Annotated in this window: 21 protein-coding genes and 3 pseudogenes; 9 read left to right on the top strand and 15 right to left on the bottom strand. The window is 38.2% G+C overall.

Translation table 11 applies throughout. The annotated features are described in order from the left end of the window. Positions 1-77 precede the first annotated feature (77 nt). Both ACFIMX_RS00960 and ACFIMX_RS00955 read left to right on the top strand, forming a co-directional pair. A pseudogene (locus ACFIMX_RS00960) lies at positions 78-215 on the top strand (tail protein X); the annotation flags it as partial. After that, positions 215-1215: pseudogene (locus ACFIMX_RS00955) on the top strand (phage late control D family protein). The pseudogenes ACFIMX_RS00960 and ACFIMX_RS00955, both read left to right, overlap by 1 nt. 144 nt (positions 1216-1359) lie before the next feature. On the opposite strand, the gene ACFIMX_RS00950 reads toward ACFIMX_RS00955, so the two are convergent. After that, positions 1360-1530, bottom strand: coding sequence for a hypothetical protein (locus tag ACFIMX_RS00950; RefSeq protein ID WP_375639536.1), 171 nt, complete (start codon positions 1528-1530; stop codon positions 1360-1362). 960 nt (positions 1531-2490) lie between these two features. Here ACFIMX_RS00950 and ACFIMX_RS00945 point away from each other — a divergent pair. Then, positions 2491-2706, top strand: coding sequence for a DUF4102 domain-containing protein (locus ACFIMX_RS00945; RefSeq protein WP_375617546.1), 216 nt, complete (start codon positions 2491-2493; stop codon positions 2704-2706). 575 nt (positions 2707-3281) lie between these two features. On the opposite strand, the gene gpsA is transcribed toward ACFIMX_RS00945, so the two are convergent. From gpsA to acnA, 11 genes are all read right to left on the bottom strand, one after another. After that, a complete protein-coding gene (gene gpsA / locus ACFIMX_RS00940) occupies positions 3282-4289 on the bottom strand; it encodes an NAD(P)H-dependent glycerol-3-phosphate dehydrogenase (RefSeq protein WP_375617545.1) in 1008 nt (335 codons plus the stop codon). A gap of 398 nt (positions 4290-4687) precedes the next feature. Then, a complete protein-coding gene (cyoD, locus tag ACFIMX_RS00935; protein ID WP_375693903.1) occupies positions 4688-5536 on the bottom strand; it encodes a cytochrome o ubiquinol oxidase subunit IV in 849 nt (282 codons plus the stop codon). Further along, entirely contained in the window at positions 5536-6204 is a 669-nt protein-coding gene (locus tag ACFIMX_RS00930; protein ID WP_375639533.1) for a cytochrome (ubi)quinol oxidase subunit III, read from the bottom strand. Before ACFIMX_RS00930 ends, cyoD begins: the two co-directional genes overlap by 1 nt. Then, entirely contained in the window at positions 6201-8219 is a 2019-nt protein-coding gene (gene cyoB / locus ACFIMX_RS00925; protein ID WP_375617542.1) for a cytochrome o ubiquinol oxidase subunit I, read from the bottom strand. Before cyoB ends, ACFIMX_RS00930 begins: the two co-directional genes overlap by 4 nt. Positions 8220-8295: 76 nt before the next feature. Further along, on the bottom strand, positions 8296-9267 hold the full coding sequence (gene cyoA, locus ACFIMX_RS00920; RefSeq protein ID WP_375611432.1) for a ubiquinol oxidase subunit II: 972 nt from the start codon (positions 9265-9267) through the stop codon (positions 8296-8298). A gap of 130 nt (positions 9268-9397) precedes the next feature. Beyond that, positions 9398-9850: a type II 3-dehydroquinate dehydratase gene (gene aroQ, locus ACFIMX_RS00915; RefSeq protein ID WP_375617541.1), complete on the bottom strand. Its 453-nt coding sequence runs from the start codon at positions 9848-9850 to the stop codon at positions 9398-9400. Positions 9851-9904: 54 nt separating this feature from the next. Continuing rightward, the gene (gene recF / locus ACFIMX_RS00910; protein ID WP_375617540.1) at positions 9905-11038 is read right to left on the bottom strand and encodes a DNA replication/repair protein RecF; all 1134 of its coding nucleotides are present in this window, start codon (positions 11036-11038) and stop codon (positions 9905-9907) included. 20 nt (positions 11039-11058) lie between these two features. Beyond that, positions 11059-12180, bottom strand: a complete 1122-nt coding sequence (gene dnaN, locus ACFIMX_RS00905; protein ID WP_375617539.1) for a DNA polymerase III subunit beta — start codon at positions 12178-12180, stop codon at positions 11059-11061. Between the two features lie 186 nt (positions 12181-12366). After that, a complete protein-coding gene (gene dnaA / locus ACFIMX_RS00900; protein ID WP_375617538.1) occupies positions 12367-13938 on the bottom strand; it encodes a chromosomal replication initiator protein DnaA in 1572 nt (523 codons plus the stop codon). A 701-nt stretch (positions 13939-14639) separates the two neighbouring features. Continuing rightward, a complete protein-coding gene (gene rpsT, locus ACFIMX_RS00895) occupies positions 14640-14906 on the bottom strand; it encodes a 30S ribosomal protein S20 (RefSeq protein WP_375693902.1) in 267 nt (88 codons plus the stop codon). A 237-nt stretch (positions 14907-15143) separates the two neighbouring features. Beyond that, positions 15144-17831 (bottom strand): aconitate hydratase AcnA, encoded by a 2688-nt coding sequence (acnA, locus tag ACFIMX_RS00890; RefSeq protein ID WP_375693901.1) that lies wholly within the window; start codon positions 17829-17831, stop codon positions 15144-15146. Between the two features lie 294 nt (positions 17832-18125). On the opposite strand from acnA, the gene ccmA reads away from it, so the two are divergent. The 5 genes and pseudogenes from ccmA to ACFIMX_RS00865 all read left to right on the top strand — a co-directional run bounded on the left by ccmA (position 18126) and on the right by ACFIMX_RS00865 (position 21048). Continuing rightward, positions 18126-18737 (top strand): heme ABC exporter ATP-binding protein CcmA, encoded by a 612-nt coding sequence (gene ccmA, locus ACFIMX_RS00885; RefSeq protein ID WP_375617535.1) that lies wholly within the window; start codon positions 18126-18128, stop codon positions 18735-18737. Between the two features lie 11 nt (positions 18738-18748). Beyond that, positions 18749-19414, top strand: coding sequence for a heme exporter protein CcmB (ccmB, locus tag ACFIMX_RS00880; RefSeq protein WP_375617534.1), 666 nt, complete (start codon positions 18749-18751; stop codon positions 19412-19414). Positions 19415-19460: 46 nt separating this feature from the next. After that, positions 19461-20240 (top strand): heme ABC transporter permease, encoded by a 780-nt coding sequence (locus tag ACFIMX_RS00875; protein WP_375617533.1) that lies wholly within the window; start codon positions 19461-19463, stop codon positions 20238-20240. Next, a pseudogene (locus ACFIMX_RS00870) lies at positions 20228-20480 on the top strand (hypothetical protein). Before ACFIMX_RS00875 ends, ACFIMX_RS00870 begins: the two are co-directional and overlap by 13 nt. Further along, positions 20455-21048 (top strand): DsbE family thiol:disulfide interchange protein, encoded by a 594-nt coding sequence (locus ACFIMX_RS00865; RefSeq protein ID WP_375693900.1) that lies wholly within the window; start codon positions 20455-20457, stop codon positions 21046-21048. The pseudogene ACFIMX_RS00870 and the gene ACFIMX_RS00865 overlap by 26 nt, the downstream one beginning before the upstream one ends. Positions 21049-21959: 911 nt before the next feature. Here the strand turns inward: ACFIMX_RS00865 and ACFIMX_RS00860 are convergent. From ACFIMX_RS00860 to ACFIMX_RS00850, 3 genes are read right to left on the bottom strand one after another with little or no spacing between them, the layout of a single operon-like run. Then, positions 21960-22961: an Hsp33 family molecular chaperone gene (locus ACFIMX_RS00860; RefSeq protein ID WP_375617532.1), complete on the bottom strand. Its 1002-nt coding sequence runs from the start codon at positions 22959-22961 to the stop codon at positions 21960-21962. A 36-nt stretch (positions 22962-22997) separates the two neighbouring features. Beyond that, positions 22998-23933 (bottom strand): ornithine carbamoyltransferase, encoded by a 936-nt coding sequence (argF, locus tag ACFIMX_RS00855; RefSeq protein ID WP_375617531.1) that lies wholly within the window; start codon positions 23931-23933, stop codon positions 22998-23000. Continuing rightward, the gene (locus ACFIMX_RS00850) at positions 23930-25144 is read right to left on the bottom strand and encodes an aspartate aminotransferase family protein (RefSeq protein WP_375693909.1); all 1215 of its coding nucleotides are present in this window, start codon (positions 25142-25144) and stop codon (positions 23930-23932) included. Before ACFIMX_RS00850 ends, argF begins: the two co-directional genes overlap by 4 nt. A gap of 485 nt (positions 25145-25629) precedes the next feature. Between ACFIMX_RS00850 and ACFIMX_RS00845 the strand changes: the two genes are divergently transcribed. Continuing rightward, positions 25630-26166 carry a GcrA family cell cycle regulator gene (locus tag ACFIMX_RS00845; RefSeq protein ID WP_375617530.1) on the top strand — a complete coding sequence of 179 codons (537 nt, stop codon included), beginning with the start codon at positions 25630-25632 and terminating at the stop codon, positions 26164-26166. The last annotated feature ends 226 nt before the right edge of the window (positions 26167-26392 follow it).

Genomic DNA, 26392 nt, shown 5'->3' with positions numbered 1-26392 from the left:
TATCTTATGTAGTTTTGAAGTATTCTTTTTCAGCCTCTATTTGACGCTTTAAATGCAATTTTAGAAGAGGTAAAAACGGTTATTTAGAAGCCACACTGGAAGCCAATCCAGGTATTGCAGGGTATGGTGCTCTGTTGCCATGGGGCTTAAAGGTCATTCTGCCTGAGTTTGTTAGCCAAGAAAAGAACAGCATGGTGAGGCGGTTATGGGATTAATGCGCACACACCCTTTTATTGCGGTCAAGGTGGGAGACAAACCTGTTCATGAGGTTTTTTACCAGCGTCTTTTAACCGCAACCATTACGGACCATGCCGGGAATGAAGCCGATACATTTGAAGCAGAGTTTGATGATCGTGGCAATGATTTAGAGATTCCCTCAAGCAACAGTGCGTTACAGGTGATCTTTGGTTATGAGAACAGCATCAGTGCCTTTATGGGGCGTTTTGTTGTTGAGTCGGTGGTGAGTATTGGGACAGTGATGGAGAAATTTTGCGCCTTTGTGGCAAAAGCGCCTCGATGCACAAAGAACTCAAAGAACAGGCGAGTGAACATTTTGACCATAAAACCGTTGGAGAGATTGTCGAAACACTCGCCAAACGTCATGGCTATCAAGCCAAGGTTAGCCCCCAGTTCACTAAAACATCTTTAGCTTATGTGATACGCACAGACCAATCCGCTGTTGATTTTTTAACTCGCCTTGCAGATCGCATGCAGGCGCGGTTTTTAATCAAAGACAATAAGTTTTTATTTTTAAGCGGGGACAATTTACCAGCACTCGAACTTCATAAGCACGACTGTTCTAACTGGGAATTCACGTTAGAGCCACGCACGCAATACGGCACTATTGAAGCTTCTTATTTTGATCGCTCAAAAGGGCAGCAATGCCAAGTCAAGCATCAGACAGGGTTTAGCGGTCCCGTGCGGCGTTTGCGGACTTGTTACACTTGTGAGGAGGAAGCACGAGCTGCTGCTGTTTCCGAGTCGGACCGCTTATGTCGTGCTGTGGGCAGTGGCTCTTTGTCTCTTGAGGGACGCCCTGAAATCATGGCGGATCAACCTCTTTTATTGCAAGGGTTTCGCGGCGAAATCAATGGGCCATGGAAAGCCGCTACTGTCACCCACCGCTATGACAAACAAAGCGGATACACAACAGAAATCACCTTTGAGGCACCAAACAAGGGAAAAGAGGCAGGAGAAAAGGAAACCTCTGAGTGACAGAAAATCAAAGGGACAACTTGTCCCTTTGATTGGTGATGAAGGGCATTTAGAGGAATAGGTGCAAGTTGCACCAATTGCTAAAACGAGAAATAGGATCAAGTTGATCCTATTGTGTGAGTACAGCAATAGGGTAATGTTTACCTAATTCCTCAAAGGAGCAATAATATAACATTGCATAATTGCAGACTGAAGAACAATTCGGTCAACTTGACCGAATTCTTTAAATGCTTCTCCCTTTAATAATGTACTTGAATAATGTGTTTGGGATACAGAAAAATCATCAGTCAATTTGACTAAAAGAGGTGAACACATCTTATATATGTTGCTTCTCAAATAATACGTTCCAACTCAAGGAGTTGATCATCTCAAATTGCGATTTGAGCAGAAAAGAAAAAGGGGCTTTAAATGATCTTTGAAAGGCCTTTGAAGACCCTTTGAGAACACCTTAAAAACTCTTTGAAAAAAAATAAATTGGTACAAAACCTAGTGGCAAAATATACAAAACCCGCTGGCAAGCTACAGTTGCTTATAAATCAATCACCAGCCCTCATGCCACCGTAGTTTGAAAAAGAGATTAGAGAATTATTAAAATCCTTAGTTTCAGCTTTTGTGTAGCAAATTGAAAAAAATATTCCTACCGTTTGATTTATTCTTGAAACGCAAATACAATCTAATTTAGGATGAATATGAAGGCGTAAAGAAATCAATCATTAATCTTACTATTATTCTTTAATGAAAGCATTTCTCTAATGTATCTGGTAAAATAGAACGCCCCAAAATACTATAGCTGTTGCTCTTTCATGCATTTTTTTTAAAGATATCTCTCAATGCACGCCATTCCATTTCACAATGGTACCTGTAGAACGTATAAAAAATCCTTGTGAAGTACATAAAATCCTTTTTTTACCACCATTTTAATGTTTATACAGATGACAAACCAACACCGTCATTTTACTTGCCATGTTCTAATATTGAAACAACCCTTGACACTTGAGATGATTCATTAGAAGTATCTTTAATAATTTTTATCCACATATTAATCTACTTGTGACAAGTAGACGCATATTTTTAATTAATTCAATACAAAAATAAATTATTCATATAAACCAATTTATTATCTTTATAATCAGATTATTCTTTCAGTTTAAATGACAGCCACAAACAAGTACAATAACATTTTTTTCAATCTTAGACTTTCAAAGTTATAATTCCAAAAATCATTTCTTACATATAAAAAACAGAATTGACATGTGAGAAAATAAAAGGCTTAAAGTGCCTAGAGCTGTCTCAACATTGGGGGGTGTAATGATGCTCGGCTTCCTCCTTCATAAACGTAAAAATGGGGATGTGCACAATGGCTTTATCGGTTACACTATTCACGGTCACCGTCGCGAAGTGGACTTGGAAGTTTTAAGAGAGGTCTCTTTAAAACAAGCACGTGAATATATAACAGCAATCGTGTTTTTTTGGGCATTCTATTTTATCTGACACATCAGAGAAATGCTTTCATTAGAAAATGAGAAAAATAAAGGTGTGAGATAATCTCCATTATTTAAAAGATATTGCTTTAGATAGCGTAAAACTGAATTTAAAAATGATTGTAGAAATGGGAACCGATTTTCAGGTTTAAAATTTCATCTTCTTCCCAAATTAGATTGTCTTCTTGTTTTAAAGAATTACAAAAACAGAGATTCGCAATATCCCTGCCCCGATATTCTTAGCTTATACGTTACATAAATAAGATGCTTCTACCTAATGAATCTTGTATTATTCTGTTTGCAAATATCATTGTAAGATGAATTTAAGAGACAATAAAAATATCTTGTTCATTACATTACATAAACATGTGTAAGTGGAAACGATAATTTATCTTCAAAGAGATAGCTCTTAGACAAAAGCCAAAACTTTTATATTTCAGCCATGTTTCATAAAGAATCGAATGATATGAATCTATAATTTTCTGGAATATGACTGCCTTATACAACCATCAATACAATCTATTTTATATGTCTATCATAGCATGTTTCTATTTTTTATGATTTGAATTATTTAAAAACAGGATATTATTGTATTTCGTCCTTGAGGGCGCGGCCTAATAATGTGTTTGCCGCTTCAGTTATGTTTTTACCACAATAGAGAATTTGATAAATTTGTTCTACAATGGGCATTTCTACCCCAATACGCTGCGCCAACGTATGTACTTCCTTGGTATTTAAGTATCCTTCCACAACCTGACCAATTTGTTTTTCCGCTTCTTTTATATCTATTCCTTTACCAAGAAGTATTCCAAAACGACGATTACGTGATTGATTATCAGTACATGTCAAAACCAGATCACCTAAGCCTGTCATTCCCATAAATGTGGAAAGCTCAGCACCCATAGCCCCCCCTAAACGACTGATTTCAGCTAGTCCTCGTGTGATAAGAGCTATTCGTGCATTTGCCCCAAAACCTATGCCATCTGATATTCCTGCACCAATAGCAATAACATTTTTGACTGCCCCCCCTAATTGAACACCAATCATATCTGAACTTTTATAAACTCTAAAACTTTTGTCACAATGAAAAAGTTGCTGCAATTCTTTACCAAACTCAACATCAGAAGCTGCTATCGTCATTGCAGTAGGCCAACCAATAGCTAGTTCTTGAGCAAAAGTTGGTCCAGAAAAAACAGCTAAAGGAATTTTTTCACCTAAAATCTCACGAGCAACCTCTTGTAAGAAACGTCCGGTCCCATGTTCTAAACCTTTTGTCGCCCAAATAACGCGTGAATGCTGATCTAAATAAGGCTGAATATTATACAAAACTTGATGAAATACATGGCTTGGAACAGCGATTAATATATTGTGACTTGCCGTTATTGCAGTTTCAAGCGAAGCTTCAAGTAATAAATTGTCAGGAAATCGAATATCGGGTAAATATACTTGATTACAACGTTGTTCCTGTAATTCTTTGATATGTTGAGGACTATATCCCCAAAGTAAAACATTATGACCATTACGGGCAAGAGCTATCGCTAATGCAGTACCAAAAGAACCAGCACCTATAACTGTCATTGCAACGGTTTTCATTAAATTTTCTGATTATTCTCTAAATTTTTGATTTCAATTGCATATTATTATTACAAATAATTTTAATGCTATCTTTAATATAAATTCTTTAAATCTAAAAATATTACTTCTTCGTAGCTTTTTTATCCCACACAATATAAAAACTTGTTTCGCACATTCTCTTTCTTTGTAGTAAATTTTACAAACATCACTTTTTGTATATTCTACAAATAGCTATTTATCTTAAAAATTAAAGATTGACTAAATACCCCACGGACTTTCTCTTTTAAATTAAAAGTATATTCAAAATAATAATACTCATTCCACTGATATCTTGTACTTATCTCCTTCTTTATATCCTACGAATTTCTTCTATGAGCTGATACATGCTGCATCAGCTCCATAGATATTTCTAACAACTACTCCACAGGAAACTGCGTATTTGGATCTTGCTCCATGGGCATTTCTGAACCAGGTGCTTGATCTACAGGAGTTTGCGTACTTAGACCCTGCCCCACGGGCATTTCTGAACCAGGTGCTTGATCTACAGGAGTTTGCGTACTTAGACCCTGCCCCATGGGCATTTCTGAACCAGGTGCTTGATCTACAGGAGTTTGCGTACTTAGACCCTGCCCCACGGGCATTTCTGAACCAGGTGCTTGATCTACCGGAGTTTGCGTACCTAGACCCTGCCCCATGGGCATTTCTGCACCAGGTGCTTGATCTACAGGAGTTTGTGTACTTAGACCCTGCCCCATGGGCATTTCTGAACCAGGTGCTTGATCTACAGGAGTTTGCGTACTTGCACCTTGCTCCATCGAAACCTCTGAGCCCTGTATCTTTTCTGGCTGTTTTCTTACGGATATATCTTTGGTTGATAACTGCTCAGACACTGAAGAATCATCTCTACTTGATATTTCCGGTTCAATAACACGTCCTGAACCACCCATCATATTATAATTCAAATGAGAAATAGCCCACCAAGTTCCCCCAATAATAACAAAAACGCAAATAGCAGCAAACCACAACGCGCTTAAATTCCACTTGGCGTCTGGACCAGAATTCAAGTGCAAAAAGAAAACAATTTGTACTATAATCTGAATAATCGCCATCCCAATAAGATACGCAACCTTTGTACTAACTGCCCAACTTTCCATCATTCCATACATCACAGGAATAAAAGAACCCAAAGTGAAAAATACAGCCAGAATAAAACCAACCAAATAGGAACCAGTACTGGGACCATGTGTTTCATTTTGCACGCTCATCACAACGCTCCTAATAGATAAACCATGGTGAAAACACCAATCCATACAATATCAAGTAAATGCCAAAAAATGGAAAGGCATGCTAAACGTGTCTTATTGTTCTGATCCAAGCCATTACGACGAAGATGAAAAAACATCACAACCATCCAAAAAAGGCCAACACTTACGTGAAGTCCATGGGTGCCAACCAAAGCAAAAAATGCTGACCAATAAGCAGAGAGAATTTCCCGTCCAAAAAGCTGTAAACCTGTTGCAGGATCAATACCCGCATAAGCATTTGGATCGAAATAAAAAACCTCACTCAAAAGTTCATGAAATTCGTAAAGTTCCATACCAATGAAGCAACACCCCAATACAAAGGTAATAGCCATCCATAAACGCACACCACTGATGTTATTTTTATGTGCTTGTACCATTGCAAAGCCATAAGTGACGGATGAAAACAACAAGAAAGCAGTCTCAACCAAAACAAACTTTAAATCTATAAACTCACTGCCCGCTTTACCACCACCATAAGAAGCAGAAAATACAGCAAAACTTGAAAACAGTGTCGAAAACAGGATTAAGTCTGAAAGAATATAGACCCAAAAACCAAACGTCATTACCGAGCTACTATCGTGGTGAAGTTCATCTATAGTGCTCGCGTTATTCATTGTTACAGCACTCATACTATTACTCCTCGTTCTTTAAGAACAGCCGTAAAGGCATCTTCAGTTTTTTGCACTTCTTCAGCTGGAATATAGTAACCATGATGATCACCTGTTAATGAATGACACACAAGCGTTGCAATAAAACCAACCAGTCCAACCGCAACAAGCCACCAAATATGCCAAACAAGCGCAAAACCAACAACTAATGAGAAGAAGCCAGCAATAATTCCAGCCGATGTATTCGATGGCATATGAATTTTTGTAAATCCACTTGTCGGCCGTTGATAACCACTTTTCTTCATATTCCAATAAGCATCATCAGACTGTATCTTTGGAAGGAGGGCAAAATTATAGGAAGGAGGTGGTGAAGAGGTAAACCATTCAAGTGTACGTGCATCACCCCAAGAATCATTTAATGTTACCGGTAAGTGCCCTTTATGCTTAATACCGTACCAAATCGCCAAAACAACCTGTAGCACAAAACAAAGGATACCAAGTAAGATAATACAAGCACCCAATGCAGCAATAATAAACATCGGCTGCCAACTAGGTTCCATGTAATGCTGAAGACGACGCGTCGCCCCCATTAAACCAAGCGCATAAACGGGGAAAAAGGCAAGGTAAAAACCAATAAACCAACACCAAAAAGATGTAATACCTAGTATGCGATTTGGTTTATAACCAAAAACTTTTGGAAACCAAAATGCAATCCCCGCTAAGTACGCAAAAACCACACCTCCAATAATTGTATGATGGAAATGTGCTATCAAAAAGAGCGAATTATGAAACTGCCAATCAGCAGGAACAATAGATAATAAAACACCTGTTAATCCACCACCAACAAATGTAAAGATCATACCCATGCACCAAAGCATAGGAGGCTCAAAGCGAATCCGACCTCTATACATCGTAAGCAGCCAATTAAAAACTTTTACACCGGTTGGAACTGCAATAATCATCGTAGCAATACTAAAGAAGGTATTTACAGCTTCACCCCCACCCATTGTGAAGAAATGATGTCCCCAAACAAGAAGCGAAAGAATCAAAATAACCAACATGGCCCATATCATTGAAGTATAACCAAAGAGGCGTTTTGAAGAAAAAGTTGATACAACTTCAGAAACAATTCCAAAAGCAGGAACAACCAAAACATAAACCTCAGGATGACCAAAAACCCAAACATAGTTAATCCATACCATCGGATTTCCGCCACCAACATTGGTAAAGAAATTCATGTTCAAATAACGATCACATGCCAAGAGTGCAAATGCTACAGCCAAAACAGGATAAATGACTACAATAAGAACATTGCTGACAAAAGCACTCCAACAAAAAATAGGCATTCTCATCATTGTCATTCCAGGAGCACGCATTTTAATCATCGTTGCAATAAAATTCACTGATCCCATTGTTGTTGCAATACCAGAAAGCTGAAGTGACCATAAATAATAATCTACCCCTGTATCTGGACTCGTTTGCAATTCTGTAAAAGGTGGATACATCAACCAACCACCACGACCAAAATTCCCAACACCTAGGGATATGTTAATCAATATCGCCCCTGCAGCCGTAATCCAAAAACCTAGATTATTTGCAAAGGGAAAAGCAACATCACGCGCACCAATTTGAAGTGGTATAAGATAATTAAAAAGACCAAATAAAATAGGCGTGGCCATGAAAAAAATCATGATCGTACCATGTGCCGAAAAAATTTGATCAAAATGCTCAGGGGGCAAATAACCTGCTGTTTCACTCCCAAGAGCTAAAGCTTGATGCGTTCGCATCATAAGTGCGTCCGCAAAACCGCGAACAAGCATAATAATTCCAAGAACGATGTACATAATACCTATGCGTTTATGGTCAACCGTTGTAATCCAATTTCGCCATAGAATCCCCCACCACCCAAGTACTGTTAGAGCAATAACAGCAATTAAACCAACCAAAACAATCGCAATACATGTATACAAAACGATCGGTTCATGTGCAAGCGCATGAAAAGCACCTGCCGTAGGATCTGTAAGTCTTCCAAACATTTCTCAACCCATTTCAAATGAAATTCAAGTTTTAAAGAAACCTTTGTTAAAAGGGCTCTTTACTTTATTGACTCTGTTAAATAACATCAGGATCAAATACTGAACATAGTGCACCCCATAGCGTCTGAGCAGCAGCACGTTTCATTAAATCTTCATTACATACCGTCTTTTCATCGACACATCGATTAACAACACGATAGTAAAGCCGCTTCTCAACAGGTGCAAAATAACGAACTTCAGCATCTTTTTCCTTCGCAGCAATATCACCCATACGAGGCGCAATAGAAAGTTGACGATAAGATGAACGATCAAGTACTCGACCATTAGCCCGAGCTTTTACAATCCAATCCTCAAAATCCTGCAAAGACACAGAATGCCACTTAAACCGCATACCCGAAAAACCATCACCACTATAATTTGCTGAGGCTCCTTTGAATACTCCTTGCTCTTCAGCGACCAAATGCAACTTAGCATTCATCTGCGGCATAGCGTAAAGAACTGTACCCAATTTGGGAACCCAAAAAGCATTGACAGAATTCTCTGACGTCAATTGCAATAAAACTTGACGTCCTTCAGGCGCATAAATCTCATTAATCGATGCAACACCGTATTCAGGATAAATAAAAAGCCATTTCCAATCAAGAGCAACAGCATCAATCTGTAATGGCTTTCCTTCACCTACAACTTCCACTGGAAGAGGATTTGTAGGTTCAAGCTTATAGGTATAATAAGCTGTTAATGAACCTAAAACCATTACAATTACAACTGGAATACCCCACATCAATGCTTCAATTTTATTTGAATGTGCCCAATCAGGAGAATAGTCCGCTTTCATATTCGATGCACGATATTTTATAGCTAAAAATACCACACTCACCATAACTGGGATAACAATACAAAGCATCACCACCACACAAACAACGATCAAAATGAGCTGTTGACGTGCAACATACCCTGATGGCTGCATAACATCAATTTTACAACCAGACAAAAGCAGTGCTCCCCCTAAAATCACAAGCATTTCTAATTGTCTAACAAAGCTTTTCATCTCTATTTACCCCCGTCATACGCACTAAAAACTGTCATAAATATATACCTCACATTGTACAGATTTGAAAATAATTATCAAGAGAATTAAATGCCTATATTACTCTTATTAAACGCTTACTCTTTACCTATCACAATTTAATTGTTTTGCTTAATTGTTTTGCAATATACTCAAGTGCAAACCGATATCCAACACCTCCACACCCAGTTATGGTAGCATCTACACCTGCAGATGTATAAGAATGGTGACGAAAAGCTTCACGCTGATAAATATGAGATAAATGAACTTCTACTTTCGGCCCTGAAAACATTTTTAGGGCATCAAGAAGTGCAACAGATGTATGACTGTAAGCCGCTGGGTTAATGATCAATCCAGAACTTGCCTCTATTGCTTCTTGTATCCATGCCACTAATTGCCCTTCATAATTACTTTGATAAAAATTTATTATAATATCATTTTTTTTTGCCCATTCTCTGCATCTTTTTTCAATATCTTCTAGAGTTTCAGTTCCATAAATTTCTGGCTCACGTTGACCTAGAAAATTTAAATTAGGACCATTTAAAATCGTTATTATCTCTGACATAGCAAGCCTTTTCTTTCAGACCTATCACTTATTAAAAAAATATTTAGCATGTTTTTACGGCAATAAAGCTCCATCCTTAATCTCAAAGAATTCTGCGCGTCCTTTTAAGTCATCAAATAAAAGACGATCTGTTCCTGTCATAAATGTTTGTACAGCTAAATCATCAAGAATATCAAATAGAGCAGCACGTCGATGCGAATCAAGATGGGCAGCCATTTCATCAAGAAGAAGAATGGGAGATCTTTCCGACATCATACCTGTTAGACGTGCATGACACAAAACTAAACCTGTTAGCAGCGCTTTTTGTTCACCTGTTGAACAAGATGTTGCTGCTCTATTTTTATCAGCATAAAAAACCTGCAAATCTGCACGATGTGGTCCTTCTAACGTCCGACCAGCAGCACGATCCATTGCGCGATTATGCCGTAATCGATCACAAAATTGTTCTTCAACTTCAGTTGCTGATATTTCACTAAGAGCTGTTTCTAAAAAACCATCAATTTGCAAAAAAGCTCGTGGAAAAGGTATATGTGAGGGCATTTGTGTAAACATGTCATTTAAAAGACGAATAACATCAACACGCGCCGCAGAAATAGCTGTCGCCAATTCTGCCATTTGCTTTTCTAAAGCATCAAACCAAGCACAATCTTCATTTCCATCTAAAAACAAACGATTACGTGCGCGCATAGCTCTATCATAATCGGCTATGCGGCGCCTATGCAAGGGATCAATCGCCAAAACCATACGGTCCAAAAAACTACGGCGCTCAAGTGAAGGACCTGTAAAAAGACCATCCATAGACGGTGTTAGGACACTAATATGACAATAATCTGTTAGGCAATCACTCGACTCATTCACACCATTAATATGGACCTTTCGACTGTTATCGCTAACCTCAAAAGCTGTACCAATCTTTACTTCACCATAAAGAGCGCATTCAAGACGCGCAAATACAACAAATCCTCCACCACCACCATCTACAAAGCTAACGTCAGAATAAACAGCACGCCGCAAACCACGACCAGGAGAAAGAAAAGATAACGCCTCTAAAAGATTCGTCTTACCAGCACCATTATGGCCAGTAAAAACCACATGCTGACCAGAAAAATGAATATTGAAAAAAGAATAATTGCGATAACGTAAAAGCTTCAGCTGCCTCACTGCCACTTTGTGCACATGACTGGCCATGCATTGCAAAACAACTGCCCCTAAACGCGAATAGGCATCAGTACATAGAGCACATCCGCATCATCATTATCACGAATCAGAGCTGGTGCTCCAGCCTCAGCCAACATAAAAACCATCTCATCACTTGAAAGCTGCCCAGCAATATCCAAAAGATAACGTGAATTAAATCCTATCTCAAGCGGTTCAGATGCATAAGTTACTGATAATTGATCTTCTGCACTGCCCGAATCTGGGCTATTAACAACAAGCCTTAACTGTCCATGCTCAATCGTTAATTTAACTGCTCGCCCCCGATCACTTGAAATCGTTGAAACACGATCAACTGCAGAAGAAAAGTCCTGCCTATTAACAATTAATTCTTTATCATTTCCAAGAGGGATAACACGTTGATAATCTGGAAATGTTCCATCAATTAATTTTGATGTAAAAATCACAGAGCCTATAGAAAAACGAATTTTTGTCTCCGAAAGCTCTATACATACATCGCTATCATTTTCTTCTGAAAGAAGTTTTTGCAATTCTCCTACAGCTTTACGGGGAACAATAACACCAGGCATTCCCTCAACTCCCGAAGGAGCTTCCATCTCAACTTGTGCCAAACGATGACCATCAGTTGCAACCAAACGCAATTTCAAAACACCATCATTAATAATATGGAAATAAATACCATTAAGATAATAACGGGTTTCTTCAGTAGAAATAGCAAATTGTGTACAATCAAGTAAATGTTTTAAGCCTGATGCCGATAGAGAAAAACGATAACCAAATTGCCCAGGAAGCGACTCTGGAAAGTCTGCCTTCGGAAGACATTGAAGCTGAAAATGTGCACAACCCGAAACAACGGACATTGTACCTGCTTGATTCTCATCGAGGAATAATACAACTTCATTGCTATCAGAAAGTTTTCGAATGATATCATAGAGCAAATGTGCCGGAACAGTTGTTGCTCCAGCTTGTTTAACATTAACTGCAAAAGATTCCATAACCTCTAAATCAAGGTCTGTTGCTTTTAACTGTACACGGCCATTTTCTGCATCAATCAACACATTCGATAAAATAGGAACAGTATTACGGCGCTCTACCACACGGTGAACCCGACCAAGAGACTTGAGAAATTGACTGCGATCAACTGTAATACGCATAAAAGCCCCGTATGATTTACTAAAAACTATAAGAATTCCTTAGAATTAAAGAATAGATCCCTTTAGAGAATCGCCTGCTAGAGTTTATTAAACCTCTCTTAAAATGGCAAGTCACTCCTGCATAAGAAAAAATAAATCTTTTCATTAAATTCTTTAAAGCCTCTCCAAAGAAAGAAACGATAAACACTATACAGCCTGTTCTCCAATCAACCGCTTAAGCAACTCAAGTTCCTTAGCCAAGGTCTGATCACCACAAACCAAATCTTCAATTTTACGCACAGCATGTAAAACTGTTGTATGATCACGCCCACCAAAACGGCGCCCAATTTCTGGCAATGAGCGAGGAGTTAATATTTTTGCTAAATACATTGCAACTTGCCGTGGCTTCACAACCGTACGTGTTCGACGATTAGATAACAAGTCCTGTTTAGAAACATTATAATGGCGTGCTACCGTACGCTGAATTTCTTCAATCCGAATACGCTTAGGTTCACCAGGACGTGTCAAGTGACCTAATAACTCATCAATCCGCTCTAAAGATAAATCAGACTCAAAAGATTGACGAAACAAGAGCTGATTAAACGCACCTTCAATATCACGCCCAGACCCTAAAACCGTTTTCGCAATATATTCCAAGATATCATCAGAAATTGATACCATGCCATCATCTTGTTGTGCCACCTTCAACCGCTGGTGCAACATTTGCAAACGCATTTCATAATCTGGTGCTTCAATTTCAAGAGCGACCCCTCCCTGAAGACGAGAGCGAACGCGAAGATCAAGCGATTCTAATTCTGCTGGTGGACGATCTGCAGCGACAACAACCTGTTTTGCACTATCAAGCAACATATTAAGCAAATGGCAAAACTCATGTTGTATCGACTTACCCTGCAAAAACTGCATATCATCAATAATCAAAAGGTCGATATCACGAAGCTGTTCTTTAAAAGAAAGAGCATCATTATCACGAATAGCTGTTGCAAAACGCCACATAAAATATTCAGCAGTTAAATAAATAACGCGCGCAGACGTTAAACGCTTCAATGCAGAAGCAGCAATCGCTTGAAGCAAATGTGTTTTTCCTAAGCCAACAGATGCGTGAATAAAAAGAGGATTAAAACGTAAGGCACTTTTATGCCCCTCTGCAATGGAACGCGCTGCTGCTAAAGCAACACGATTAGAAGCCCCCTCAACAAAACTTTCAAAAGTATAGCGAGAATCAAGTGGAGATCCAAAAACTCCCGTTTGAGAATTCTTAACTGAATGCTCTGCGCAACTTTCAACAAAAGATGAAGTCGCCTGCTCCTCTAGAACAACAGGAGGAACACTTCTTTTACAAACGGCATCTCTTGAAACGCGTTCCATACCACGAACAATAACTTCAACGCGAAGAATTGCTGAATTCTCCTGTTTCCATAAATGAGTCAGAAGAGAACCATAGTGATTATTAATCCATGAACGTAAAAAAGCAGTAGGAACAGAAAGCTTTACAAGAGTATGACTATATTCAGCAAGCTTCACACGTCCAAACCAACTGGTATAAGCCTCAACACCAACCTGCACCTTTAATTGCGCCATAACACGTATAAAAGCCGCCGCACTTTCCTCCTCTGAAACAATAGAATGCCCTATAGAAGCATTTCTACAAACGTTCTCATCACTTTCCGTCATCCTATTCTTTATTATGTTCTCTGCCGACAGGATATTTACCGAAACCCTTTTAAAGGAACTAGCTTTAGAGTTCAATTTATCCACCATCTTCCATCCTGATAAAAATAAAATTTTGTCCTGCCAAACAACTAAAATAAATCTAGCGAAGGCAAAACGCCCTACCCCAAATAAGATTACTCACCCTCCCCTAGGATAGCCTCATCACAACCCCACTAACAAAGATGACCAATAAGATTTACTTGCACTCATGATATGACCCACCCTTCTCAAATGGTAAACATATCCATTAAGAAAACTAAAAAACCGTCAGAAAACCTCTCCAACACAAAAGTTTCGAAAAGCCTAAATCAAAACATCTTGTATTCAACAAAATACAGAATAATGCGCTGATGTGACCCCTTCATGCTTCTTAGTCTTCATAAGAACCATACAAAACAGCAGAGGTAAAATGCAAGAGGTCAAAATAAAATCAAAAAACCCGAAAAAAATGCTTATATTAATGAGGACTGAAAAAAATATTGATTCAATTCATTTTTTTTCTCTAAATTTACCAATAATTAAAGAATCTCTTCAGATTTAAAAAAAAAAATAAAATGCTTGACAAAAAAGACTCTGTACAAATCCACAAAGCTTGTGGATAACCATACCTCCCCCTATAAACTTTCTCTCCTTTTTCAAGTGGAGAATCATTATCGATTCTTATTTTCAATAGAAACTTTTTGAAATAATAAACAAAAAGCCAGCATCCTCATGGATACTGGCTTTGTTCTCAATTAAAGGAGAAAAGCTTAAACGCTGAGAGCCTTCAAACGTTTAGCTAAACGCGATACTTTCCTCGCAGCAGCATTTTTATGAAAAACCCCTTTAGAAACTGCACGCATAATTTCAGGCTCAAAATTCTTAAATGCAATCTCTGCAGATGCCTTATCGCCACCCGCTAAAGCATCATCAAACTTACGTATAAAAGTACGAACGCGTGAACGGCGGGCCTTATTAACCTGTGTGCACGCCGCAACCTTGCGCACCGCTTTTCGAGCAGAAGGTGTATTCGCCATAAATATAATCTCTCTTTCAACACCTTGGTAAAATGAGTCTCAATAACAACTCTACCAATATAAATAAATCAAACCTAAGCAAAACTATAAAGCTGCCTATAACTGTGTGGTTTATAGCGCAATCCTAAAGCTAACGTCAATTAGATTTTCAAAGATAGCCATAAAAAAACGAAGCCAAACTCTTTGATCCGCAACTTTATAGCTTAATAATAGATATTCCTTAACAAACAAAAGAATTTAAACGGCTAACTTACGCAAGACATATTGCAAAATTCCACCATGATGCAAATAATCTAGCTCATCTTCAGTATCAACACGGCATAATAATGGAACGGTTTTTACCGTACCATCAGAAAAAGTAATTTTCGCTACAGTCTTTTGACGAGGTTTCAAGTTATGAATCCCTTCAATTGTCACCTTTTCATCTCCCTTTAAGCCTAAAGATTTCCAACTTAGTCCCTCTTCAAAGACAAAAGGGACAATGCCCATACCAACAAGATTAGAGCGATGAATCCTTTCAAAAGACTGCACAATCACTGCTTTGACACCAAGAAGATTGGTCCCCTTGGCAGCCCAATCGCGGGATGATCCATTACCATATTCAATACCTGCAAAAACAACGAGTGGAATACCTTCTTGTTTATACGCCATTGCTGCATCGTAAATGGTTTGTTCTACCGCTGACGGATAATGAATCGTATAACCTCCTTCTCGACCATTTTCCCCTAACATGAAATTACGAATGCGAATATTGGCAAAGGTCCCACGCACCATAACTTCATGATTCCCACGACGCGTTCCATACTGATTAAAATCAGCCACTTTAACACCATGATCCATTAAATATTTTCCGGCAGGAGAAGCTGCTTTAATAGAACCAGCAGGAGAAATATGATCCGTCGTGATTTTATCACCAAATAAACCTAAAATCCGTGCATCTTTAATATCTGGTAAGATATCAGGTGTTTTCTGCATATCATCGAAATAAGGTGGATTGCGTACATAGGTGGATTGCTCATCCCAAGAATAGGTAGAACCCGTAGGAATCTGAACTTTTTGCCAATTTTCATCTCCCTTAAAAACATCTGCATACTTTTCGGCAAAAACCTTCCGCGTAACATTTTTTTCGATAAACTCCTGTATTTCTTGAGAAGTTGGCCAAATATCTCTCAAATAAATGGGGTGGCCATTTGAATCTTCACCTAGAGGCTCCTTGGTTAAATCTTTACACACCGTCCCGATGAGCGCATGTGCAACAACTAACGGTGGTGAAGCTAAATAATTCGCTTGCACATCAGGGGAAACACGCCCTTCAAAATTACGATTTCCTGAAAGAACCGCAGATGCAATTATACCATTCTCATTAATCGTTTTGGAAATAGCTAGATGCAAAGGACCAGAATTCCCAATACATGTTGTGCACCCAAATCCTACTAAGTTAAATCCTAATGCATCTAAATCTTTTTGCAGACCCGAATTTTGAAGGTAAGCTTCAACGACTTGTGAACCAGGTGCAAGAGAAGTTTTTACCCATGGTTTACTCTTAAGACCCTTTGCCACAGCATTTCGTGCCAAAAGACCCGCTGCAATAAGAACACTTGGATTCGATGTATTCGTACACGACGTAATCGCAGCGATCACCACATCACCGTGACCAAGCGTATATTCTTCACCCTCAACCTGATAACGCGTATCTTGTCCAGAAGTCTTCTTATAGTCTTCGACCAATGCCTTCTCAAAACCCTGTCCAACATTTTCCAACGCAATACGTCCTTCAGGACGTTTAGGACCAGCCATAGAAGGGACAACGGTTCCTATATCTAATTCAATTGTATCACTAAAAATGGGATGAGCCACCATTTCATCATGCCACATCCCTTGTGCTTTGGTATAAGCCTCCACTAAGGCAATCCGACTTTCATCACGCCCTGTCATATTGAGATAACGCACTGTCTCCTTATCAATTGGGAAAAAACCACACGTTGCTCCATATTCAGGTGCCATATTTCCAATCGTTGCCCGATCAGCAAGCGTCATATGCTCCAAACCAGGACCAAAAAACTCAACAAATTTACCCACAACACCCTTCCGACGTAGCATTTGGGTCACCGTTAATACGAGATCGGTGGCTGTTACACCTTCCTTAAGTTTACCTGTTAGACGAAAACCAATCACTTCAGGTAACAACATAGAAACAGGTTGGCCTAACATTGCTGCTTCTGCTTCAATACCACCAACACCCCAACCTAAAACCCCTAAACCATTTACCATAGTCGTATGCGAATCAGTTCCCACACAGGTGTCAGGATAAATCGTCTCACAGCCCTCTTCATTCTTCATCCATACACATTGTGCTAAATATTCTAAGTTAACCTGATGACAAATCCCTGTTCCTGGAGGAACAACGCGAAAATTTTGAAAGGCTTGTTGCCCCCATTTAAGGAAACGATAGCGTTCACCATTGCGTTCATATTCATGCTCAACGTTTTCCTTAAAAGCCATGGAATTGCCAAAAGCATCAACAATAACTGAGTGATCAATGATGAGATCAACGGGAATGAGAGGATTGATTTTTTCAGCGTTACCGCCAAGTTTAACCATAGCATCACGCATTGCAGAAAGATCAACAACTGCTGGAACACCTGTAAAATCCTGCATAAGAACACGTGCAGGACGGTAAGCAATTTCTGCCCCAGCGCTCCCTTTGTCGTTTAACCACTTAGCAACATTGAAGATATCCTCTTTTTTAACTGTGCGACCATCTTCGAATCGCAATAAATTTTCGAGAATAACTTTCATCGAAAACGGTAAACGAGAAACACCTTCAAGTCCGTTCTTCTCCGCTTCAATCAAGCTATAATAAGTATATTCTTTGCCATCAACATTTAATACTCTACGACAATTAAAGCTATCAATTTGAGTCATGACTGTCCACCCTCATACTATAACCACCCAATTTCCAGGAATGAACAACACAAACTACGAGTCAAGGTCGCAGCTTGAGCGCAGACGCAATTACCTCCGCCATCCATTTCCCCTCCACCCTCTAGGCATAATGCGGAAATCAGCGCCAGAAACCATTTTACACCAGATATTGATGTAAGGTATCCCTTATAGAACTATTTCTAGAACTATTCTAGGTACAATTGCATAAAAAATGTGTTTTTTATTCTATAATGCAATAAAGAATATGAAAATAAAAACAAAATAGGCAATCACATGGTGTTATCAGGCAAAGATTTAGCCGCTTACAGAAACGAGGAAATTCTGTTTAAAGGTCTTTCTTTTTGTTTATTTTCACAGCAACTTATGACAATCACCGGTCCTAATGGTATCGGAAAGTCTACATTACTCCGAATCATTGTCGGTCTTCTTGAAGCTGCTGAAGGTCATATAATACTTAAAGACCATGATCAAATATACCCTGTTGCAACTGCTTGTCATTATCTTGGTCCTCAAAATGCTATGAAACCTCTCTTATCTGTCATTGATAATTTGCAATTTTGGGCAGATTTTTACGGTCAACATTTACGTTTTGCGCATGAAGCTCTTGCCGATATTGGTCTTTCTAACCTTGAACATTTACCCTTTAACGCTCTATCAACTGGACAACAAAGACGCGTAGCTATTGCTCGCCTTTTGCTCTCCTATCGTCCTCTTTGGATTTTAGATGAACCAATATCTGGGCTTGATAACCATGCCCAAAAACTCCTTGCCCGTATTTTCCAACGTCATCTCAATCAAGGTGGTATGATTATCGCTGCAACTCATAATTCCATAGGCATTCCAGAAAACCATAACATCGCTCTGGAAAAATTTTTACCTCTCTAGGAGAGAATAAAATGAAAGCACTGTTCTGGCGTGATCTTAAACTATTATTAGCGCTACAAGCCACTTCACTAACAGGATTATTGTTTTTTATCGCTGTTGTTGTCATAACCCCCTTTACCATTGGACCAGATCCCAAAATTCTTGCACAAATAGGACCAGGTATATTGTGGTTTGGAGCCCTTCTTGCAGGACTCCTCAATCTGAACAAACTTTTCCAAATCGATCGTGATGATGGTAATCTCGACCAATTTATCCTTTCAGGAAAAAGACAAAGTTTTACACTAATTGTCTTTACAAAATGTCTTGCCCATTGGGTAGGAACAATGCTTCCTCTTATTTTTGCCACACCTATTTTAGCCCTCATGCTCCATTTAGATATAACAATAACTTTTACAACAATACTTACCCTTTTATGCGGAACACCAGCTATTATTTTTATTGGTGCTATAGGCGCTGCACTCGCAACCTCATTGTTGCACAGTACTTTGCTTATTTTTATCATTATCTTGCCGTGGATCATTCCAATTATGATTTTTGGTGTTTCCGCTGCTACAGCCCCAATAAACCCAAATACCTCTTTTCTCACTTCTCTAGCTCTTCTCAGCGCTTTTTCACTTCTTTTGAGTCTCTTTAGCTCTTTTGTTGCTGCGATAACGCTTAAACTTTTATCAGAATAATAAAAGATGATTGCCGCATAGCAAAACTCTGCCTATTATGAATTTTATGAATAAACTATCTCGTACATATAAAATCAGGTTACTCCCTGCAAGTTTCACCCTTTTCATGAAAATAAGCAGTGTCGTCTTACCTTGGTTGGCCGGCATAACATTGTGTTTCCTTATCTTAGGGCTTATTCTAGTGATGCATTCCCCTGATGACTATCAACAAGGCATTACTGTTAAGATTATGTACCTTCATGTACCCTTTGCGTGGTTGTCTACATTCTGCTATGTAACGATGAGTGCAGCGGCATTAGGAAATCTGATTTGGAAATATCATCTTGCTGATGTAGCACTTAAATGTGGAGCGCCTATTGGGGCAATTTTTACCGCCTTGGCTCTCATGACAGGAGCGCTTTGGGGGCGACCTACATGGGGAACATGGTGGGTTTGGGATGCACGATTAACATCAGTTTTAATTCTGCTTTTTATCTATCTCTCCATTATCCTGCTTGGGCGTGCTTTTGACAACCAAGTAAAAGCCGCTCGCGCTACTGCAATTCTTACACTTGTTGGATTTGTTAATATCCCTGTTATTAAATTTTCCGTTAATTGGTGGAATACATTGCATCAACCAGCATCATTGTTACGTGCTGGAGGATCAACAATCGACAATGCTATGTTATGGCCCCTTATAACAATGCTCTTTTGTTTTATCTTTATGTTTATTGCTCTTTATTTGATGGCTATGCGAAATGAAATCAATAGTCATTATATCCGAATACTTCAGATTAAAAAATCCCGTCGTGTACAACAACAGGACGCTTCATCATGCTCGACCTAAATGGCATCCACGGCGGACTTTTAGGAAATCTATCTCAGAAAATTGATTTTTTCCTGAGCACCCTTAAACACGAGCAAATTGTTGTTTTAAGCTATGTGCTTTCTGCAATATCCCTCTTATGTCTTATTGGATATATTCTTTGCAAAGCCCTATACCAAAAAAAAATTCTCCAACATCTAAACAAAAAAGAGCTGTCACAAAAAGATAAAGTATAATGAAAAACATCCCTCCAAAACTTAAAAAAAATATATCTTTACCTGTTCTGCTTGTTTTTTTGGGACCATTTGTGCTTTTTCTTCTTCTCATGATGTTTTTTTTCAACTTTATGGATAAAAAACACCTTCAAGATTCTTCTCTTCTCCCAAACGCATTGGCTGAAAAACCTGCTCCCAATATTCATCTTCCTCTTCTTGATAAAGAAAGTTATCTCAATTCAAAACAGTTTAAAGGACGTGTCACATTGGTCATTTTTTGGGGCTCTTGGTGTTTGCCCTGTCGCGAAGAGCATCCTATTCTTATGCAAATTGCACAAGATAAACGTTTTGATCTGATTGGTATTAATTATAAAGATAATAAAACAAACGCCCTGCGCTTTTTAAACAGTTTTGGTAATCCTTTTAAATTTATTGGCTTTGATATTTCAGGATATACAGCCATTGATTGGGGAATATATGTCCCCCCAGAAACCTTTCTCTTGAATAAAGAGAGCATCATTATTGCCAAACATGTTGGTCCCTTAACATGGCAAATTTATCAAAAAAAAATTCTACCAAAAATTGAACAAGCGATTATGACAGAAGAAAAATAATGCAGGTGTGTAAAAACATAACGTTTTATCATGCTATGTATGCTATTTTATTTATACGGCCACTTATTCTTCTTAGAAAGATTTGACAAGAGTATTATCATTGTTGATTCAAAAACATGTGTAAAGAAATATCTGTAGAACAAACCTCCAAAATATGACAAAAATTTTAAGTAGTTTTCATTTTTCTTTAGCGATTAAATATCTGTTTGGGAGCTTTATTTTTGATTATTTGGACAAAACAATATTGCTATAGAACCATCGTTAGCTTAGTGACAGCAACCAACTATTGTTTTCAAAATCATATAGTATTTTTTCTCCGCTTTTTTATCTGAAATACACATTGTTATGAGAGGACTTCACCACTATTCTCATCTTTATAAAATAATAAATCTGCTCTTTTGCAGCGTCATTTTTATATTTATTCCCATTACACTTATCTGTTCGTAATAGACTCCATAAAGTCTATATTGAATCTATACATTCTTATTCTCTCGATAATTTCCCTTATGATTATAACTAATAAGCTTTATTGAGTCTTAATAAGATAAATTCGAGTAAGAAAATATGACTACAATCAAAAAGTCTCATTTAACAGAGAAGATAAGTTATGAGTGCATAATCAATTTATCAATGAACATTATAAAAGAATTCATTGTAAGAAATAAACTTTTGAGATGTAAAAAGTACAAAAGAAGCTTTTTCGAGAGGAGAAAATATATTTTACAGAGAACTCTTTTTTAAGCACTCTATGACGTAATTACTGATCTCAACAGAACGATCACTCGTATACATTAAAAAAACTCTAAGACAAGAAATATTCTAGAAGTTCATATGAGATTATGCGTAAACTTTTATGACGCAAATAAAATAGGCTTTTGTTGCAATCATCATTTTTTATGAAAAATTTTTGATTATGTTTTTTCTTCTAAAAATTCTTGCGGTGTAAAACAATATGTTTTTGAGCAAAATTCACATGTGACTGAAATATATTTATTTTTAACCATTTTATTGCGTTCATCAATAGAAAAGCCTTCTAGGATTCCTTTAATTTTTTCGTGTGAACAAGAACATTGATCGACAAGAGAAAAAGGGTTAAAAACTCTAATACCTTGTTCATGAAAAAGACGGAACAAGAGCTGTTTACTACCGACTTGGGGATCTGTTAATTCTGAACTTTCAATCGTTGCCATGAGTATTTTAGCTTCCTGCCATTGGTTATCCAATTGGGTATGAGTTTTCGTTTCTTCTCGCTTTTGATGAGGGGCATCTATTTTATGATGAGACGATTCTTGGGGTAAAAGTTGGATCAAAATACCTCCAGCTCGCCAGCTTTTCTGCTGTTTTCCTTGTTGGTCACGATTAATTAATATAGCAACAGCCAGACGGATATCGGTAGGAATTTGTTCTGATTGATCAAAATAAATACGAGAAGCTTCTTGTAAATTTGATCCATCTAATGCAACTATCCCTTGATAGGGTTGCATATGGGGACCTTGATCAATTGTGAAAGCTAAAGTGCCTTTTCCTAAAAGTGTTTCTGAAGAGGTTTGACCATTGTCTATGGCTTGTTTAAGCTGTTCTTTATCAAAACAAGCGTATCCACGTAAACTGGAAGGAGGCAAAAAATCGCACACCAACATATTAACTGGTCCATCGGAATGAGTTTGTAAAATAAATTTTCCCGTAAGTTTTAGAGAAGTTCCAAGCAGAACCGTTAAAAGTAAAGCTTCTGCTAGAAGATAAGAAACCGGTTCAGGGTATTGATGTCTTGTGAGAATAGAATTTAAAGTTTCCCCAAGTTGTACGGTACGTCCACGGATATCAAGTTCTTCAACTTGAAAGGGAATAACACCATCATCTTCATGCAAGAAGTTGTTGTTGAGAGAGGCTTCATCTTTAGCTTGTTCACTCATAGCTTTGCCTTTTTTATATAATTTATTGTAGGGAGGCTATTGTGGAGAGAAAAACGCATCTTGTAAACACCAAGAAAGAATTGCTTTTTGAGCATGAAGACGATTTTCAGCCTCATCGAAAACAACGGAGTGCGGTCCATCAATCACAGAATCAACCACTTCTTCACCACGATGAGCAGGAAGACAATGCATAAAAAGAGCATCAGATTTTGCTAATTTCATGAGAGATTCATTGACTTGATAAGGCTGAAAAATAGAATGACTGCGAGCACGAAATTCTTGTCCCATGGAGACCCATGTATCGGTCATAATACAATCAGCATCTTGAGCCGCTTTTTGGGGATCATGGGTTAGTGTAAGATGCGCTCCTCGTTCACGTGCCCAATGTATAAATTTCTCCTGTGGTTCACTGCCCTTTGGAGTAGCAATACGCAAATGAAAATCAAAAAGAGCTGCGGCTTCAATTAAGGAATGGAGCACATTATTACCATCCCCCATCCACGCAAATATTTTACCAGAAATAGGCCCCCGATGCTCCTCATAGGTTAAGATATCTGCTAGAATTTGGCAAGGATGTGTATCATCTGTAAGAGCATTAATGACAGGAATTTGTGCATATTGTGCCAATTCGAGCATACGTTGGTGTTTCGTTGTTCGTAATATCACTATATCCACAAAACGGGATAAAACGCGCGCCGTATCAGCTATGGTTTCACTATGACCAAGTTGCATCTCTGAACCTGTGAGCATGATTGTATCTCCGCCAAGCTGGCGCATACTGATATCGAATGAAATACGGGTTCGTGTGGATGGTTTTTCAAAAATCATCGCAAGTGTTTTACCTATAAAAGGTTTTGAATCTTTTCCTGCTTTAAAAGATGCTTTAAGGATCTTTGCATAATCGATCAGTGCACGTGCTATTGCTGGCGTTAAAATGGATAAGTCCGTGAAATGACGAAGAGCATTTGTCATGTGTGTGATATTTGTCTTTCTTTGTTTACTTGCGAAAGATAAGCTATTGCTTTTTCAATACGATGTAAACTTTCATCTATTTCTTCTTCCCTAATGATAAGAGGAGGCAATAAGCGCACAACGTTGTTGTTGGCTGCAACGCTTAAGAGATATTCATTTTCCAAAGCATTAACGATAAGATTTGAAGGTACAATACACTGAATACCCAACATAAGCCCCATCCCCTGAACTGCGCAGATAATATCAGGATAGATACTGAGAATATACAAAAGTCCACTTTTTAGTTTATCCCCCATACGCTGAACATGGTCGAGAAAACTTGGCTCTAACAAAACATCAAAAACACTATTTCCTACAGCCATTCCAAGAAGATTTCCTCCAAAGGTTGAGCCATGTGTCCCAAGTGTCATGCTTTTTGCAACTTTATCCGTTGCAAGGCAAGCACCTAATGGAAATCCCCCTCCTAATCCTTTTGCGAGGGTAAGAATATCAGGCGTGATATCACTCCATTCATAAGCAAAAAGCTTTCCTGTTCGTCCTATACCCGTTTGGACTTCATCTAAAATCAATAACAGACCATTATCATCGCATATTTTGCGCAAAAATCTTAAATATTCATGAGGGACCGTTCGTATTCCTCCTTCTCCTTGAATAGGTTCAATAAGAATAGCGGCGGTATTTTTATTAATAGCGTTACACAAAGCGACTTCATCACAAAAAGGTACTTGAATAAATCCACCAGCTTTAGGTCCAAAGCCTTCAAGATATTTTTCATACCCAGTCGCAGCAAGTGCAGCAAGTGTACGTCCATGAAATGCCCCTTCAAAAGTAATTATTTCAATGCGTTCTGAATGACCAGCAGCATAGTAATAATGGCGTGCCGTTTTGAATGCGCACTCCAATGCTTCAGTACCTGAATTGCAGAAAAAAACCTTATCCGCAAAACTATTTGCACAAAGCCGCGTGGCAAAAGATGCTTGTTCAGGAGATTGAAAAATATTAGAAACATGCCAAAGTTTTTCAGCTTGTATTTTGAGCGTATCAACTAATTTTGGATGTGAATACCCTAATGCGTTAACAGCAATACCAGATGTGAAATCAAGATAATGTTCTCCTTTATCGGAAATAAGCCATACATCATGCCCTTGTTCAAAATGCAAATTTCGTCGTGCGAAGCATTCATAAAGTGGTTGTATAGAGACGACATCCATCATAATTCCCTTTATATTTTAGTCTTTTCAATATATATACAAAGCAACACTACAAATAAAACAGCATGGTATATTTCGTTACGGTGCTTTCAACATTGCATTACGATTAGTGATTACACCTATAGAATAGATCATTACACCAATTGAAAAAAAGTCAATGAGGGTTCTACAAATAAGCATTTTGGGAAAAAGCCTTAAACAAAAGTGAAAGTTTAACCTATGATTGATTTGCAAGTTGGGGAAAACATTCTAAATAAACTCTTCAAGAGGTAAAGACTCTTGTCATAGAGTGAGTGCATATTGTAATTTACAATATAATAAGCAAGATGATGTGTTTTGATTTGTAAATCCACAGGTTGGATGATTTTTTTATGCTCACGTAGAGTGTAAAGTTCTTTCATTCAGCGTAATGAAACATTATTTAAACATTTGAAGATGCAACGGGGGAGAGCATCTTAGTGACGTAATCGGAATGGAGTGCTGGTATGGGTTGGACATGTGAACGCGTTGAGCTTCTTAAAAAGCTTTGGAGTGAAGGGTTAAGTGCAAGTCAAATTGCTGCTCAATTAGGTGGGGTCAGTAGAAATGCAGTCATCGGCAAAGTACATCGATTAAAGTTACCAGGACGTGGTAAGACAGCACAAGGAAGCACGCGTGCGCAAAAAACTCCCGTGGGAAGCAGCAGTCCATCATCTCCACGTGTGCGTCGTAACACATCCACGGTATCGCCAATAAACACATCATCTGTAAGTATTGAAGAAACAGCTTTAAAGACAGAATTTGTAGTGGAAGATGTAAAAGAAGTTGATATGTCCACAAAATCCAATGTCGTTGTGCCTATATCACGTCAACTTAATCTTCTACAATTGAGTGAAAATACATGTAGATGGCCGGTTGGCGATCCATTATCAGCAGATTTTCATTTTTGTGGTGCAGATTCTGATGAAAATAGCCCCTATTGTGCCTTTCATGCTAAGCTAGCATTTCAACCAATATCTGAAAGACGTCGGATAAGAGTATAATACCCACGGTAGAATCTCATATTCTACGCCTTCTGCGCTTCGTTATTAAATTTTAATTATCGGATTATTATGAGAAAGAAATTTGATGGAGCTTTTAATGAATGAAAAAATTTCTTCATGAAACTATTCAACGAAACTGTATCTTTTGGTGCTATTGCGCAGCTGTGTGTTGTAAAGTTATATTACTGTTTATTTTCATAATTTTCTTTAATTTAGTTGTACTGCT

Source organism: Bartonella sp. AD24XZML (assembly GCF_042196485.1).
Lineage (GTDB): Bacteria > Pseudomonadota > Alphaproteobacteria > Rhizobiales > Rhizobiaceae > Bartonella.
This window is presented reverse-complemented; position numbering and strand designations above follow the sequence as displayed.

Coding starts and splice junctions, on each gene's coding strand:
- ACFIMX_RS00950 (WP_375639536.1), bottom strand. CDS start 1,530: ATGTGTTCACCTCTTTTAGTCAAATTGACTGATGATTTTTCTGTATCC.
- gpsA (WP_375617545.1), bottom strand. CDS start 4,289: ATGAAAACCGTTGCAATGACAGTTATAGGTGCTGGTTCTTTTGGTACT.
- cyoD (WP_375693903.1), bottom strand. CDS start 5,536: ATGAGCGTGCAAAATGAAACACATGGTCCCAGTACTGGTTCCTATTTG.
- ACFIMX_RS00930 (WP_375639533.1), bottom strand. CDS start 6,204: ATGAGTGCTGTAACAATGAATAACGCGAGCACTATAGATGAACTTCAC.
- cyoB (WP_375617542.1), bottom strand. CDS start 8,219: ATGTTTGGAAGACTTACAGATCCTACGGCAGGTGCTTTTCATGCGCTT.
- cyoA (WP_375611432.1), bottom strand. CDS start 9,267: ATGAAAAGCTTTGTTAGACAATTAGAAATGCTTGTGATTTTAGGGGGA.
- aroQ (WP_375617541.1), bottom strand. CDS start 9,850: ATGTCAGAGATAATAACGATTTTAAATGGTCCTAATTTAAATTTTCTA.
- recF (WP_375617540.1), bottom strand. CDS start 11,038: ATGGCCAGTCATGTGCACAAAGTGGCAGTGAGGCAGCTGAAGCTTTTA.
- dnaN (WP_375617539.1), bottom strand. CDS start 12,180: ATGCGTATTACAGTTGATCGCAGTCAATTTCTCAAGTCTCTTGGTCGG.
- dnaA (WP_375617538.1), bottom strand. CDS start 13,938: ATGGTGGATAAATTGAACTCTAAAGCTAGTTCCTTTAAAAGGGTTTCG.
- rpsT (WP_375693902.1), bottom strand. CDS start 14,906: ATGGCGAATACACCTTCTGCTCGAAAAGCGGTGCGCAAGGTTGCGGCG.
- acnA (WP_375693901.1), bottom strand. CDS start 17,831: ATGACTCAAATTGATAGCTTTAATTGTCGTAGAGTATTAAATGTTGAT.
- ccmA (WP_375617535.1), top strand. CDS start 18,126: ATGGTGTTATCAGGCAAAGATTTAGCCGCTTACAGAAACGAGGAAATT.
- ccmB (WP_375617534.1), top strand. CDS start 18,749: ATGAAAGCACTGTTCTGGCGTGATCTTAAACTATTATTAGCGCTACAA.
- ACFIMX_RS00875 (WP_375617533.1), top strand. CDS start 19,461: ATGAATAAACTATCTCGTACATATAAAATCAGGTTACTCCCTGCAAGT.
- ACFIMX_RS00865 (WP_375693900.1), top strand. CDS start 20,455: ATGAAAAACATCCCTCCAAAACTTAAAAAAAATATATCTTTACCTGTT.
- ACFIMX_RS00860 (WP_375617532.1), bottom strand. CDS start 22,961: ATGAGTGAACAAGCTAAAGATGAAGCCTCTCTCAACAACAACTTCTTG.
- argF (WP_375617531.1), bottom strand. CDS start 23,933: ATGACAAATGCTCTTCGTCATTTCACGGACTTATCCATTTTAACGCCA.
- ACFIMX_RS00850 (WP_375693909.1), bottom strand. CDS start 25,144: ATGGATGTCGTCTCTATACAACCACTTTATGAATGCTTCGCACGACGA.
- ACFIMX_RS00845 (WP_375617530.1), top strand. CDS start 25,630: ATGGGTTGGACATGTGAACGCGTTGAGCTTCTTAAAAAGCTTTGGAGT.